Source organism: Aeromonas sp. QDB11, from assembly GCF_027705265.1.
GTDB lineage: Bacteria > Pseudomonadota > Gammaproteobacteria > Enterobacterales > Aeromonadaceae > Aeromonas > Aeromonas allosaccharophila.
On the sequence record NZ_JAPDBM010000016.1, the window covers coordinates 1 to 13,877 of the forward strand.

The 13,877-nt window shown below is 57.9% G+C and carries 14 protein-coding genes; 8 read left to right on the forward strand and 6 right to left on the reverse strand.

Annotation, left to right across the window (positions count from 1 at the left end):
* Positions 1 to 156: 156 nt before the first annotated feature.
* The 5 genes from OKC40_RS07400 to OKC40_RS07420 all read right to left on the reverse strand — a co-directional run bounded on the left by OKC40_RS07400 (position 157) and on the right by OKC40_RS07420 (position 4,672).
* A complete protein-coding gene (locus OKC40_RS07400) occupies positions 157 to 1,089 on the reverse strand; it encodes a MalM family protein (protein WP_270794661.1) in 933 nt (310 codons plus the stop codon).
* Between the two features lie 152 nt (positions 1,090 to 1,241).
* A complete protein-coding gene (locus OKC40_RS07405) occupies positions 1,242 to 2,507 on the reverse strand; it encodes a maltoporin (protein WP_213392305.1) in 1,266 nt (421 codons plus the stop codon).
* Positions 2,508 to 3,036: 529 nt separating this feature from the next.
* Complete coding sequence (locus OKC40_RS07410) at positions 3,037 to 3,477, reverse strand: flavodoxin (RefSeq protein ID WP_213392304.1); 441 nt, start codon at positions 3,475 to 3,477, stop codon at positions 3,037 to 3,039.
* Positions 3,478 to 3,566: 89 nt separating this feature from the next.
* Positions 3,567 to 4,340, reverse strand: coding sequence for a tRNA pseudouridine(65) synthase TruC (gene truC / locus OKC40_RS07415; protein WP_213392303.1), 774 nt, complete (start codon positions 4,338 to 4,340; stop codon positions 3,567 to 3,569).
* Positions 4,337 to 4,672: a YqcC family protein gene (locus tag OKC40_RS07420; protein ID WP_058052221.1), complete on the reverse strand. Its 336-nt coding sequence runs from the start codon at positions 4,670 to 4,672 to the stop codon at positions 4,337 to 4,339. Before OKC40_RS07420 ends, truC begins: the two co-directional genes overlap by 4 nt.
* A gap of 276 nt (positions 4,673 to 4,948) precedes the next feature.
* Between OKC40_RS07420 and OKC40_RS07425 the strand changes: the two genes are divergently transcribed.
* The 5 genes from OKC40_RS07425 to OKC40_RS07445 all read left to right on the forward strand — a co-directional run bounded on the left by OKC40_RS07425 (position 4,949) and on the right by OKC40_RS07445 (position 7,881).
* Entirely contained in the window at positions 4,949 to 5,989 is a 1,041-nt protein-coding gene (locus OKC40_RS07425) for a DUF3549 family protein (RefSeq protein ID WP_270794668.1), read from the forward strand.
* A 111-nt stretch (positions 5,990 to 6,100) separates the two neighbouring features.
* The gene (locus OKC40_RS07430; RefSeq protein WP_019445210.1) at positions 6,101 to 6,400 is read left to right on the forward strand and encodes a DUF3301 domain-containing protein; all 300 of its coding nucleotides are present in this window, start codon (positions 6,101 to 6,103) and stop codon (positions 6,398 to 6,400) included.
* Between the two features lie 74 nt (positions 6,401 to 6,474).
* A complete protein-coding gene (locus OKC40_RS07435) occupies positions 6,475 to 6,711 on the forward strand; it encodes a DUF2789 family protein (RefSeq protein WP_270794673.1) in 237 nt (78 codons plus the stop codon).
* Between the two features lie 84 nt (positions 6,712 to 6,795).
* Complete coding sequence (locus tag OKC40_RS07440; protein ID WP_270794674.1) at positions 6,796 to 7,092, forward strand: DNA-binding protein; 297 nt, start codon at positions 6,796 to 6,798, stop codon at positions 7,090 to 7,092.
* Between the two features lie 3 nt (positions 7,093 to 7,095).
* Positions 7,096 to 7,881 carry a Zn-ribbon-containing protein gene (locus OKC40_RS07445; RefSeq protein WP_270794676.1) on the forward strand — a complete coding sequence of 262 codons (786 nt, stop codon included), beginning with the start codon at positions 7,096 to 7,098 and terminating at the stop codon, positions 7,879 to 7,881.
* Between the two features lie 104 nt (positions 7,882 to 7,985).
* Here the strand turns inward: OKC40_RS07445 and syd are convergent, their stop codons facing one another.
* Positions 7,986 to 8,534, reverse strand: coding sequence for a SecY-interacting protein (gene syd, locus OKC40_RS07450; RefSeq protein ID WP_270794677.1), 549 nt, complete (start codon positions 8,532 to 8,534; stop codon positions 7,986 to 7,988).
* Between the two features lie 204 nt (positions 8,535 to 8,738).
* Between syd and queF the strand changes: the two genes are divergently transcribed.
* From queF to OKC40_RS07465, 3 genes are all read left to right on the forward strand, one after another.
* A complete protein-coding gene (queF, locus tag OKC40_RS07455) occupies positions 8,739 to 9,587 on the forward strand; it encodes an NADPH-dependent 7-cyano-7-deazaguanine reductase QueF (protein WP_270794679.1) in 849 nt (282 codons plus the stop codon).
* A 212-nt stretch (positions 9,588 to 9,799) separates the two neighbouring features.
* Entirely contained in the window at positions 9,800 to 12,079 is a 2,280-nt protein-coding gene (locus tag OKC40_RS07460) for a tetratricopeptide repeat protein (RefSeq protein ID WP_270794681.1), read from the forward strand.
* Positions 12,080 to 12,163: 84 nt separating this feature from the next.
* Positions 12,164 to 13,780, forward strand: a complete 1,617-nt coding sequence (locus OKC40_RS07465; protein ID WP_270794683.1) for a GGDEF domain-containing protein — start codon at positions 12,164 to 12,166, stop codon at positions 13,778 to 13,780.
* Positions 13,781 to 13,877 lie beyond the last annotated feature (97 nt).

A 13,877-nucleotide genomic window follows, 5' to 3' on the forward strand; every position in this document is an offset into this window, starting at 1 on the left:
GGCGATAAAATCAGATCACAAACGAAGCCTTTTTTATATCTATTTCAATTGGTTGCCGCTAAAGATCCTGTACATGATTACAGTCTACCGATTAAAAAGGCCTCCAACAAGGGAGGCCTTAATAAATATATCTGACCAACAACAGCCGATATTACTCTATTTTTGCGAGCGCTTTACTGCATCGACAAACACGGTTTTTGCCTTGGTTGAACCGGCACGCTCGGCCTCGTTCACCAGCTTCATCGCCTTGTCGATATCCCCCGCCTTGACCGCTTTTTCGATCTGGCTCTGATAGAAGGCTTCGGTTTCACTCAACATGGCTGGAGCAGGTTTGGCTGCGGCGGTAGCGGTTGCCCCAGCCACTGCAGTTGCGGTTGCAGCGGTAGCAACTGGCACAACCAGCTTGTTCGGGGTCGCATCCACGATCGGTGTATTGGCATCAATCGCTTCCTGGTAAACCGGCTTGTAGAAGTTATCGCCCAGCACACTGGCACTCATATCTTCCACATCAATTTTGACGACCCCCCATGCAGAGTGCGGGATCAGCGGATCCTTGGCACCATAATCCTGCACGCTCAAGGACTTAGCCATCATTTTAGAAGGACTCATGGCTTGGGTAGTCTGGCTCAGGGTGGCCTGAGTGGTGTAAATCACCATATAGGTTTCATTGTTCGGATTGCCGACATAGGAGCGGTCGATGGTAAAGACCCCCTCAACCCTGTCCCCATCCAGCATACGCGCAGGTTTGTAGGTGATGATATCGGCACCTATGGTGCGGGTCGGCTTGAACTGGGAGTCCAGCAGCAACACGGTGGGGTTAAACAACGTCTTGTCGATCAGACCCGCAACCGTGATCTTGAGATCGCCTGAATTGGTCGGCAACTTGAAGGCTGCGTAGTAGCTTTTTCCTTCCGGGAAGTTGAACGCCGGAGATGTGCCATCAATGGCAACCACTCTTTTCTGCTCAGCCGCCAACGGCTGATACTGCAACTCACTGATACTAGTGCAACATACGGTGGCTGCGCCGAGCTGCTGCAATGCACTGGAGCGGCTATCGAGAATACTCTTGTACTCCTGAGTGGGAGCCACAGTAGCCTCAAGAGACGCACATGCCGTCATCAGAGTGGAACACAAAATCGTCAACGCTACCTTGCTATATTTCATCTGCATACCCTACACGCCATCTTGAAAAAAAGAGCCCCCGACAAGCGGGGGCGACTTGAAATCAGGTGATGGAGAGATTACCACCAAGCTTCAGCTTGTACACCGAAGTTCCAAGCATCATCTTGATTAACACCGTTACTGTTTTCACGGAAGTTGCCATCTTGCTGCATGTAAGAGGCGAATACACGGATTTCCGGACGAGCCCAGAAGCTGGAGCCAGCAGACCAAGCTTGAGCCAAGGTGTACTTGGTACCATCAGTGCTAGTTTTCACACCACTAACTTCTTTGTTGTCCTTGTAGTAGCCAACTTCTGCGATGGTCTTCATCACATCGTTCCACTTGTACATCGGACGAACAACTGCGGAGAAGGTGTCTTTATCGGTAGTATCTTTTTCCAAGCCATTGGCCTGTGCATAAAGGATCTGGTGACCGAACTCAACCTTATCGCCTACTGGCAGTACACCCCAGTTAATCAGACGGAAACCATCACCGCTAGCAGCTCCAGAGCTGAGGCCTGAGCCTGAGCCTGAGCCATAGTCAACACCTTGGGCAGCTAAACCATCAATGAAATACTGGACAACAGTCTTGTTGAAACCACCCAACATGGACTGGGTCAGTTCAGCGGTCAACATGTGACCATCTTTGATATCCGGATTGGCTTTATCCTGCATATCAGTCGGATTGGCCATCGCAAAGTCGTAACCAACTTCCAGAGAAGCATCGGTCCACAACGGGATACCAGCATAACGAATATCAAAAGTATTGGTATCCAGGCGCTCTTTAACCGGTTTGCCATCGCTGTCTAGCTTGCCATTTGCGTACTCTTCCCATGGGTCATTACGTACAACAGCAACAGAGAGCTTACCCGGACCCACTTCGATGTTTTCTACACCAGCACCAGCACCGGACACATCCCAGTAGTAGGTATCGGAGATATGGATGTCATGACGCTGATAGTAGCGCTTGCCCGCCCACAGGGTTTCGTTGCCGCCAAACAGGTTTTTGGCCTGAACGTTGAACTGGCGAAGAGCAAAATCAGCGCTATCACCGCTGGTGCTTTCCCAGTCACGACCTTGCTTGGCAGCAACCATTGCAAACATGGAGTCTACATAGAAAGTCTGGTTGTTCTTGTTGTAAACCTCTTGGCCCAACTGAACTTCAGAATAGGTTTCAGCTTCGTTGCCAAGACGACCAACCCGGTTTTTGTTCATGGTTTGCATGTCGCCGTTATCGGAAACACCGACACCGGAACGGAAGTAACCGTGGAAATCTACGGCAAAGGCGGCTTGGGAAGCCAGGGCGGCAGTAACAGCTGCTGCAATCGGGAGCCACTTCATTTTCATTGTCATATTCCTTATTTCCCGCAGTGAGGAGTGTGATCCTGAATATTCAACTTCTTATCACCATGTAATCCTATTGGTGATAACCGAGGTTGATTATAGGGAGCGTATTTCACGACAAATATGAAGCGTCTCACAAAATGGCGACAAATCGCTCGGCAAACGATCGCCACAACACCAGCAAGTAAAAAATAGCAAACCATGGCAATAACTACCCAACAACCACGCAAATAATGCAATCACAACAAACTTGAAAGCGTTACCAACAATTAATTCGCGATAGAACCAAAGTCGTTATTTTACGATTGGATGGCAAAAACATGACTGAGATCGCTTTCAAGATTGAACTTTTATTTAGATGTCGGGTCTGCAGCAAGGTTGCAACCATTTCAGCCATGGGATAGTGCGCGAGGGGAATATCCCTCTTTCAGTGAGGGAAATATGCCGGTGACAGGCTATTGAATTTGTACAAATAACAATCCCCTGCCGATTAGGGATCAGGGGATTGATATGGCTCTATTTCAGAGAATATTCAGGGCTGAATATCCCACTTTTTCAGCCAGCTGAGTGCCACCTGTTCGGGTTCATCGTGCACGGTGGCATCCAGCTCCAGCGTGGGAATCACTCGCGTGGCCCCCAGCTCTTGCAGCAATCCGTCCAGCCGACGGCCTGCGCCACAGAAATGCTCATAGCTGCTGTCACCCATAGCAATCAGGGCATAACGCAGCCCCTTGAGCCAGGGGGCCTTGTCAGCCAGTTCGCTGGCAAAGGGCTGCAGATTGGGTGGAATATCCCCCTGCCCAGTGGTGGCACTGACCAGCAATAAAAAACGGCCGGGGTCGATGTCCGCCAGCCGTGCTTCTTCGTGCAGGGAACAGTGATGCCCCTTGCGTTCCAACTCATCTGCCAGGGTCTCGGCCACCAGCATGGCTGCGCCGTAGACAGTTCCTACCACGATATCGATCTGCGCCATTCTCCTCTCCCTGCTTGAGTCACTCTTTTAGCAACTCTATCAGCAAGCTGGCGTCAGATACCACCCGTTCAGGGCCGAGGATCAGGCGCTTAGTAGTCGCTCTCGCTGGCGGGCCAGCCCAGCTCGGCAAACAGCCGCAACACATCCTGACCGAGCGGAGCCTGGATCCGCATCGGTACCTTGAGCACCGGATGGGTAAAGCTCAGGGTGCGGGCCACCAGCAGCAGCCGCTCACAGCCAAAGTGCTCGCGAAAGAAGCGGTTGTGACGGCCATCCCCGTGGGTGGTGTCCCCGACGATGGGGTGGAACAGGTGATCCATATGGCGGCGCAGCTGATGCTTGCGGCCGGTCTTCGGAAACAATCTGACCAGGCTGTAACGACTGGTGGGGTGCTTCTTGGAGACCGCGTGGGGCAGCTCGACCTGATACAGGCGACGGAAGGTGGTGACGGCATCCTGCGCCGGGCGATCCGGGTTGCTCATGGCATCGGCAATCTTGTCCAGCTGCTCCTTGAGGGGATAGTCGATCACCCCCTGCTCGGGCGCCCAGCCGCGCACCAGTGCCAGATACTCCTTGTGTACCTGACGTTGGGTAAAGGCTTCGGTCAGTGCGCGGGCAATCACCGGGTCGAGCGCAAACAGCAGCACGCCGGAGGTGGGACGGTCGAGGCGATGCACCGGATAGACATGGCGGCCGCCGATCAGATCCCGGGTCATCTGCATGGCAAAGCGGGTCTCGGCCTTGTCGAGCCAGCTGCGGTGCACCAGCAGGCCGGACGGCTTGTTGACCGCCACCAGCCACTCATCCTGATAGAGCAGGGTCAGCTTCAGGTCACTCTCTTCTCGCGTTTGCTCTGGCATCATTGTTCGATCACTTTACCGGAGAGCAGCAGATCGAAGCGGGCGATCAGGCGCAGCAGCGCTGCCACCTCGGCCAGCTGCTCTTTGTACACTTCGCTGGCCATGGGATAGAGGGAGACGCTGGTGGGCAACGGCGCCTGCAACATCACCAGCTGCTCCATGCGCGGGATCAGCACGAACTGCAGCCACTGATCAAAGCTCAGGGTATCGACACAAAAAGGCAGGGTGCTTGCCAGAGCTTCGTCACCGGGATGGTCAGCTTGCCAGCGCTCGAGGCGCTGCAACTCGGCGGTGAGTTCCCCCAACAGGCCAGCTACCAGCAAATATTGATTCATCTCGCTCTCTTCCTCATAACCACAGATTGATCCGCTGACCCGACAGGATCAGCCAGGATGCCGATACATTCAGTCGCGCAGCACCGGCGATTCAGCCGGGTCAACGACATACACGGCAGCCAGCGCGGCCTGCCGCCGTTAAAAAAGGGCGATACTATACACCTCCCCCCGCATGGCTGCCATGTTGATATCTGCCGCAGCGCACGTCTGCTGCCACTGGCTATCCTCGGCAAGGGCCTTATAATCGGGCCGCATCACCATTAGCCGGATCTCACCATGTCTGCGACGCCTACTGCCATCAATACCTTGACCGAATTTCTGACTCAGGCTGGCACCCAGTTCCAGCTGTTTGACATGGGCCGCCAGGTGCGGCCACTGGCAAGCGACACCTTTGTCCGCATCGAACAGCAGCAGGAGCCCTACCCCTGGCCGCTGCAACAGCACGCCTGGCTCGGTGTGCACTTCTTCCAGCCGAGCGAGTCTCGCCACTACCTCTGGTTCCTCAAATTTGCCCTCGATGAACGCGGCCTGCTGATGTCAAACGGCCCCAAGTTGTTCATGGATCAGGTGGTGGAGACCCTGGGCTACAAGCTGACCGGCGATCTGGATGAAGAGAAGGCCCAGCGCCTAGCCGACAATCCCTACACCTTCCGCCCGGCGGAGGCCAAGATGGCCAGCCTGCACGCCAAGCTGGCGCGCCAGCTGGAGCAGGCCCCTTCGGCCTATTACGATGCCCTCTGCCACTATCTGGCCGCCCCCAACGACACAGGTTGGCAGACGCTGGGGCTGCAGGGCTTTGCCGATCTGGCCGAGCGGCTGCATGATGAGCGCAATCTGGCGCTGATCTGCAAGGCGCTGCCCAAGCTGCCGCAGGAACCGCTCTACGCCCTCTGCCAGAGTCTGGAGAGCGCCCCCTTGCCACCGGCCGTGCAAGGCGCCTTGCTCGAGCGGATCGGCAAGGAGCAGGAGTGCGCCACTCCCAATTCTGAGACCCTGGCCTACCTCTGCCGCGCCATGGCCTCCTGCCCCTGCAGCGCACTGCGCAGCAACAAGCTGCTGACCCTGCTGCAAACCCAGCCGAGCCCGGCGCTGCTGCTCGCTATCGCTGGTCGGCTCTGGCCCGATCTGAAAGATGCCAATCTGCTCAGCCACTATCTGGAACAGCTGGCACTGCAACCGACCCAGTTCTTCAATCAGGTTTTTGCCGAGTTGGTCACTTTACCGGCCCTGCGCAATGATATGCTGGCCAGACTGCGCGACCCCGACCGCAGCGAGGCGCTGGGCAAGGCCATCGGCCGTCTGTTTGCCTCGGCCTGATCCCTCGCATCCCCCTCACGCCACGAGGTAGCACAGCGGGAAATAGAAAAGGAGACTGGGAGTGCCGAGCAGGACTCCCGGTTATCGACATCACGATAAGGAAGCCCGCCTATGGGAGAGATGCTCGGAATTTTGTTGCTGATTGCCGTTGCCGGCCTGTTCTGGCTGCAACGCCAACAGGCAGAAGTGGCCTGGCAATATATGCGCCGCTACTGCCAGCACCATGATCTGCAACTGCTGTCGCTGGCCCGTAATCGGCGGGAGCTGGCCCGCAATCCCCTGCGGCTGCTGACCCACTATCAGTTTGAATTCTCCAGCGATGGCGAGAGCCACTATCAGGGCACCCTCAAGATGCAGGGGCTGCACGTCGTCGGCGTTGATCTGCCACCTCACCGCATCCCCTCTGCCTGATCCCCAATCTCGTCTCTGCGCCCGGAGGCTATGCCTGTCTATAATCTCAGGGATTAAACAAAGGGAGAGACGAGATGGAACCCCTTGTCCACGATCTGCCAGCCCTGTTTGCCCAACTCGGGATGGCCAACGACGAGCTGAGCCTGCACCGCTTTGTGCACGACCATCACCTCGACAATGAAACCCTATTGCCGGAGGCCAGTTTCTGGAATGCCGCCCAGGCCAGCTTTCTGCGCGATGCCCTTTGGCACGACTCCGACTGGTGCGAAGCGATCGACCAGCTCGATGTGATGTTGCGCCAGCCACGCTAAGCCGCCCGCCCCTTTCCTCCCCTGCTGGCTTTGGTTAAGATCCCGCCCCGAAATCGATCCCTCCTTCTCACCCAGAGCATGCTTATGTCCGCCCACGAGATCATCCGAATTGCCAACGAGCTGGCCGCCAAGGGCCTGACGCCCACCACCGCCATGATCAAGGCCCGCCTCACCCAGCCCGTGCCGATGGCCGAGCTGTTGAAAGTGCTGAGCCAGTGGAAGCAGCAGCCCGTCGCGACCGCCGAGAGCGAGAGCCTGCCCGAAGCGGCGCCCCAGCCAGCACCGGCGCTCACCCTGCAGCAACTCGCCGAGCAGCTCGCGCGCATCGAACAGAAGGTGGATCGCCTGACCAACCTGCTCATCCAGCAGGGGCAAGGCTGAACCATGTATATCGTCGAACTCTGCTTTGAGTGTTACCGCGACACCTCCCTTGGCGACGCCGAGCGGGCCATCGTCAACTACCTCGACATGCTGCGTTATCAGGGTCAGATCCTCGGGCGGGAGTTCCCCACCAGCATGCACGAAGGCTATTTCGTCAGCCGGGTGGTCTGCCCGGAGCAGGATAGCCTGCACCCCGACAACCAGAGCGATCAGGTCAGACTGGCTGAACAGCAACTCAATCAGGCCGGGCTGCTGGCGCCTAAACTGCAGCTGCAGGGGGCGGATTTACTCTCTGACAGCACGGACCCTTGCGGCGAGCAGGGCGAGCGGCCGAGCTGGATGCTGCTCTATACCAGCTTTTTGCACAGCTGCTCGCCGCTACGCTGTGGCGACCACTTCGCCCCCATCCCACTCTATCGGCTGCCCGCCGTCGCCAACGGCGATCAGAAACAGATCATCAAGTGGCAGGAGGATTGGGAGGCGTGTGATCAGTTGCAGATGAACGGCTCCATCGCCGAACATGCGGCGCTGCACGAGATCGGCGACGTGGGCAGCCGCCTCTACCGGCGCGGCAGCGATCTCGCCAAACGGCTGGAAGTGCTGAGCGGCATCCCCACCTACTACTACCTCTACCGGGTGGGCGGGCTGAGCGCCGCCGACGAGAAGGCGCGCCCCTGCCCAAGCTGTGGCGGTGAGTGGGCGCTGGCAGCGCCGCTGCACGAGATCTTCGATTTCAAATGCGACAACTGCCGCCTGGTCTCCAACCTCTCCTGGGATTTCAAGGATTAGGCGCGTTCCCTGCACGCGACGCTATAAAAAAGAGCCGTGCCGCATGGCAAGACTCTTTTCGTTTCAATATCTGTTCCACCAAGCGATGGTGGCTCGAACAGGCGCTATTGCGGTAAAGTCTCCAACCGTTCCAGAAACGCGGGCAGGGAGGGGGCCAGCGGCAGACGGCGGCCAGAATCGAGCCACTCCAGCCACACCTGACCACTCTCGTTATCCAGTGAGATGAGCGTCATCTCGTTGCGGGTGGTGGCAATAAAGATGGAGGGGGTTCGTTTTAGCTTGCGCAGCATCAGCAGGTGGCCGATGAGGTTCTCCCTGAGCAGGTCGAGATCCGCGTCGTTCCACGGCAGGATCAATTCAAGGCGCAACCCCTTGAAGAGGCAGGGGATGGGGCGGCTGAACCAGTGCCCGAACAGAGCGATGGCGCTGGGGTGAATCATCAGCTCAAGGGCATCGGCCATGGCCGTAAAATCGGCAGGCTCGGAACGCTGGTGAGGGCGCCAGGCCACCCGACCATCGGCGGGCTCGCCAAGCTGGCAGGGGGAACGCCAGTCCGCCTCCCACTCGCACAGGGGCAGGCCTCGTCTGGCCTCGCCATCCCGTTGCCAGCGGGCAAAAAAGTGCTCCAGGGCAGACAAAACTTGATCCGACATCGAAAATCCCCACAATTGCTGGCAAAGTCCGCTATTGCACCACCAAACCCGGTAACAGACAAGGTTGCCAGCCGACCTTACGACCCGGGATACAGAACCTGGAATACCGAGAGGCCAACGCCCAAGCCAAACGGCTGCAACCATCCGGCCCTGCAATGGCCCGTTTTATTCCACTCATCATGAGCACATTACGTGAGCAACCCTGTGAGCAAACAAGATAGATACGCCGGGGCCAGCGCCCTGACCGGCCTGAGCCTGGGCCAGCAATCCGATTACATCAGCCAGTACACCCCCTCCCTGCTGCAACCGGTTCCCCGCAGCCTGAACCGGGATGACCTCCAGCTGGGCGATGATCTGCCCTTTACCGGTTGCGATGTCTGGACCCTCTATGAGCTCTCCTGGCTCAACGCCAAGGGCAAGCCAATGGTGGCGGTGGGTGAAGTGACCATTCCGGCCACCAGCGCGAATCTGATCGAATCCAAATCCTTCAAGCTCTATCTCAACTCGTTCAACCAGACTCGTTGCGACTCCATCGAGGCGGTCGCCGGCATGCTGACCAAGGATCTGAGCGCCTGTGCCGGTGAAACCGTCAAGGTCACCCTGTTCCCCCTCGACCAGGCGCCGCACCAGATTGCCCTGCTGCCCGGCGAGTGCATCGACGAGCAGGATATCGAGGTAGACCATTACGAGTTTGATGCGACCCTGCTGCAAGGGGCGGCCGGCAGCGAGCAGGTAGAAGAGACCCTGCACAGCCACCTGCTCAAATCCAACTGTCTGGTGACCAGCCAGCCGGATTGGGGATCCGTGGTGATCCGCTACAAGGGGCCGAAACTCGATCGGGAGAAGCTGCTGCGCTACCTTATCTCGTTCCGCCAGCACAATGAGTTCCACGAGCAGTGCATCGAGCGCATCTTTATCGACCTCAAGCGCTATTGCCAGCCCGAGCAGCTGACCGTCTATGCCCGCTATACCCGCCGCGGCGGCCTCGATATCAACCCGTTCCGCTCCGATTTCGAAGCAGTGCCCGCCAACCTGCGTCTGATCCGCCAATAAACGCGAGCTGCAGCAAAGAGGGCAGGTCCACTGCCCTCTATATAGTGCGCCAGAAGGTTTCAATCGATGCTTTATATGGCAAGGATGAGGGCGCTGGATAATAAACTCCAGACGAACCCCACTTGCTGGCCACCTGCAAACCACAGTAAACGCTGGACTCGCAGGGGGGGGCTTGGATAACATGCCAACACCTCTGCGCCGTCCTTAATCCAATGAATCAACTGTTTTTTCTGGCCATGATGATGTCCTCCCTGTCAGCTCCGAATCTGGATCTGGACAAGGAGCAACTCTCTATCGATCTGCAACAAGCGCAATCGATGGTCCTGGCCGATCCTGCCAGATGTGTCCAGATCACCACCGCCTTCCTGGCGCGCGCAGCCAATAATCCCCAGCAAATCATCAGCAATCGCCAAGAGTTCGGTTATCGCGAACCTATCCTGAGCTACAGCACGGTAGCCCAGACCATAGGTGCCCATCTGCTCAAAGGGGAGTGTCTGCTGCAGCTTGGCCAATATCAGGCCACCCAGCAGGCGCTCGACAAGGCGATGGCGCTGGCCGACAAAGAGCGGCAACCGGAACTCAAGGCCCACGGCCTCTATCTCAAGATCCGCAGTCAGGCCCTCAAACCGGATAACCAGAGCACCAGCCGCGCCCTGATGGCTCAGCTGGACGAGCAGTTGGCCGTCCCCGCTCTCAAGCAGAGCCAGTTGCAGATCTATGGCCGCCTGCAACGCACCAGCTACGACATCGAAAACCAGCACTTCGATGATGCCAAGGCCCATCTGGCAGACGCGCGGATCTGGGCCGCCAAGACCCCCAATCCCCTCGCCAGTGCCTGGGTCAGCGCCATCAGCGGCGATCTTTATCGCGCGCTGCAGCAGCCACAGCTGGCGCTGGGGGAATATATCGATGCCCAGCAACAGGCCAAAAGTCTCAACGACCCGCTCTTTCTCGGCCTGCTGTCGAACCAGATAGTCAAACTCTACCAGCAGGAGCAGGAGCCCCAGAAAGCGCTGCAATATGCCAATGAGGCGGCCAACTATTTCCACTCCATCGGCAACCCCTCCCTGCTGTGCGACTCCCTGATGGTGCTGGCGCGGCTCAACCGCGAGCAGGGTGACCTCAACATGGCGCTGGTCTACTTCTTCAATGCGCTGGACCTGCTCGATGAGGGGAGCAACCGGCCGCAGGCCTCCCTGCTCAAATACGAAATTGGCAAGACCTACCTGCAAAGCGGCAACCTGTCGCTGGCCAGCAACTACCTCAATGCGGCCCGCCAGTCCCACGAGCTGAGCGATGCCAAAGAGCCGCTGATCGATACGCTGCTGCTGCTCGGCGAGCTCTATCTGAAGAAACAGGAGGCCGCCATCGCCATCCTGCAGCTGGAGAGCGCCCGCGCGCTGGCCAACCAGCTCGGCGATACCCGCCGTCAATACGAGGTCTTCCGCCTGCTCTCCCTCGCCTATGAGCAGAAGGGATATCTGCGCCAGGCCCTCGACAGCTACAAGCGCTTCCACCGTCTTGGCGAAGAGGTGCGCCAGCAGGAGCTGGCCATGGAGCAGGCGGCGATCCGCGACAACTATGTCCAGGTCGAACGGGTGCAGCATATCAAGGAGCTGGAACAGCGCCTGAGCAACAGCCAGCACCAGCAGGAGCGCTATCTCTGGTCGAGCATCACCACCAGCCTGCTGCTGGCGCTCTTTATCTACCTCTTCTTCACCCTCTGGCTCAAGTTGCGCACCGCTCGCCTGCAACTGAAACGAACCAATGAGGCCCTGCTGATCGAGCCACGCTCGGGGCTGGCCAACTGGCAGCGGCTGATGAACCGCTGGCCGCGGGAGATGGCAAAGCGCCAGCTGAAATCGGATCGCTGGTATCTCAGTGAACAACACGCCAGCGAGTTTGATGACAAGCTGCACTATCTGCTGTTCCGGGTGCCCTTCCTGGTCAACACGCTGGAACGCCACGGCTATCAGGCCAGCAGTGAGATCGAGCTGGCTTTCGGTGCCTATATGGATACCCTGACCCCGCAAGATGGCCGTATCTATGACTTGCGGGAAGGGCACATGCTCTATGTGGTGCCACAGCGCCACGTCACCAACCTGCATCAACTGGCGGGAGACCTGCTGACGGCCATCGCCGCCTTCCCTTGCCGCTATCCGCTGGATCGCCGGATCAGCCTCGGGATTGTCAGTCACCCCTTCCTGCCCAAAGCGGCGACGGCGCTCGATTACAATGGCCTGTTTGACCTCTGCTACCTCGCCCTGTCGGGAGCCATTCAGCTCAGTGAAAAATGCCAGCAAAACGTCTGGTTGGAGCTCGCTGCCATCGATTGCCAACAGGCCGCATTTTTTAATGGGGATGTGTGGCAATGCGGCTTGATGGCAATTGACAAGGGGCTGGTAAAAGTCAATTCTTCTCATGAAAAGCAATGGGTTAATTGGCCCAGCCTTGCAAGGAAGCCGGCTGCCGATGACCACCCGGAAATGTAGATAACAGGGCGAGGCTCGAAACCCGGTTCGACCACTGTTGCTATCCAACACCAAAAACAATAATGACAACAGGGCGACCTGATAATGAATGACATCGCTGCCGTAGCAGGACAATTGGCCAGGCTCAGGGAATCCCTTCAGCAAAAACAGCTGGAACTCGACGGCGTTCTCTCGTTCTCCGATGCAGAGCGTGCCCGCGGCATCCAGTTTATCAACAAGTTGATGCTCTCCTGCCGTGGCTTCGACCGCGAGCTGGACAATCGCTTCGCCAAACTCAAGCAGAAACTGGATAACAATCCCGCATTCACCTCGCTGGACGCCGATCTGCTGGCCATTGAAAAACTGCTGCAGCAGCACAGCAATGCGCTGGAAGAGTCGATCACCCTGACCCAGACAGCCATCGATCTTGGCTCCAGACAGTTGAAAACCATCAAGGGCTTCCCGGAAGAGACCCGCAAATCCCTCAAGGAGTTTCTGGCCAGTCCGATCGGTTACGGCATTGCCGATCAGCAAAAGAAGGTGATCAAACTGCTGGAGTTCTACCAGCAGGCGATCAAGATCCAGCTGCTGCCCAGCCAGCCCCTGCTGGCACCGGCAAATGCAACTCAGCAAGAAAACGGTCCCACCAGCCACGATGGCCAGCCCGATGTCGACCCGTTTGATCTCAAGGATCACGCCCGCATCGCCGACGAGCTGCAGCGGCTTATCACCGAACTCGACTTTGCCGGTGCCATCGGCGAGAGCCTGGGCGACATCCGCCGCCAGCTGTTGATCGGGATCAACCCTGCCCTGCTGGCGGAAACCTGCCTGCAGGTGATTGAGCTCATCATCGAAGGCACCCGTGAGGAGCGCAAAGCCTCCCGCGCCTTCCTCAGCTCCCTCAACGAGAGCCTGTCCGCGGTACATGTCGGGTTTACCGAATCCCTCGACGAGGGGCGCGCGCTGCAAAACGAAACCAGAGAGACCCGCGAGGCGCTGGTCAACGAGCTGCAGGCCATCGATCAATCCCTGGCCAGCCATAACTCCCTCGATGCGCTCAAGCGAACCATCTCAGGCCACATGGGTGCCATCAACCTGCTGCTGCAAGAGCGCGAGAGCACGGCGGCGCGAGAGCGTCACCTGCTCACCCGCCTCTCCACCATGGAGTCCAAGCTGCGGTTGATGAAGGAGGAGACCGCCGAGTACAAGAAGCGGCTGACCATTCAGAAGCACAAGCTGTTCCTCGACAGCCTGACCCAGGTACACAACCGGGCCGCCCTCGATGAACGGCTGGAGCAGGAGTACAAACGTTGGCTGCGCTACCGCACTCCGCTCTGCATGGCGATCATCGATATCGATCACTTCAAGAACATCAATGACAACTACGGCCATATGGCGGGTGACAAGGCGCTGAAAGTGGTCGCCAAGGCGCTGCAGAGCGCACTGCGTGACACTGACTTCATCGCCCGTTTCGGCGGGGAAGAGTTCGTGGTGTTGCTGCCCAACATCAACCCGGACAAGTTCCAGAAGCCGCTGGAGACCCTGCGCCAGACCATCAAGAGCATCCCGTTCCGTTTTCGCGATGCCAAGGTGGAGATCACTATCTCCATCGGCGCAACCCTGTTCAAGGATGGGGACAACCCGTCCGATGTGTTCGAGCGGGCAGACAAGGCGCTCTACCACGCCAAGAACACCGGTCGGGATCAAGTGACACTGGCCTGACAACCGGCTAAAAAAACAGCGAACAGTCGTCCCCCTATTTCCCTCCCCCCTCTGTTACCACTACTATCGATCTCAGGGGATGCTACATGGCGTCCCC

Bases quoted from the DNA above. Each gene is read 5' to 3' on its own strand.
- OKC40_RS07440 (WP_270794674.1), top strand. From the start codon at position 6,796: ATGTCCGCCCACGAGATCATCCGAATTGCCAACGAGCTGGCCGCCAAG.
- OKC40_RS07435 (WP_270794673.1), top strand. From the start codon at position 6,475: ATGGAACCCCTTGTCCACGATCTGCCAGCCCTGTTTGCCCAACTCGGG.
- OKC40_RS07465 (WP_270794683.1), top strand. From the start codon at position 12,164: ATGAATGACATCGCTGCCGTAGCAGGACAATTGGCCAGGCTCAGGGAA.
- OKC40_RS07410 (WP_213392304.1), bottom strand. From the start codon at position 3,477: ATGGCGCAGATCGATATCGTGGTAGGAACTGTCTACGGCGCAGCCATG.
- OKC40_RS07420 (WP_058052221.1), bottom strand. From the start codon at position 4,672: ATGAATCAATATTTGCTGGTAGCTGGCCTGTTGGGGGAACTCACCGCC.
- OKC40_RS07430 (WP_019445210.1), top strand. From the start codon at position 6,101: ATGGGAGAGATGCTCGGAATTTTGTTGCTGATTGCCGTTGCCGGCCTG.
- OKC40_RS07405 (WP_213392305.1), bottom strand. From the start codon at position 2,507: ATGAAAATGAAGTGGCTCCCGATTGCAGCAGCTGTTACTGCCGCCCTG.
- OKC40_RS07445 (WP_270794676.1), top strand. From the start codon at position 7,096: ATGTATATCGTCGAACTCTGCTTTGAGTGTTACCGCGACACCTCCCTT.
- OKC40_RS07425 (WP_270794668.1), top strand. From the start codon at position 4,949: ATGTCTGCGACGCCTACTGCCATCAATACCTTGACCGAATTTCTGACT.
- syd (WP_270794677.1), bottom strand. From the start codon at position 8,534: ATGTCGGATCAAGTTTTGTCTGCCCTGGAGCACTTTTTTGCCCGCTGG.
- truC (WP_213392303.1), bottom strand. From the start codon at position 4,340: ATGATGCCAGAGCAAACGCGAGAAGAGAGTGACCTGAAGCTGACCCTG.
- OKC40_RS07460 (WP_270794681.1), top strand. From the start codon at position 9,800: ATGAATCAACTGTTTTTTCTGGCCATGATGATGTCCTCCCTGTCAGCT.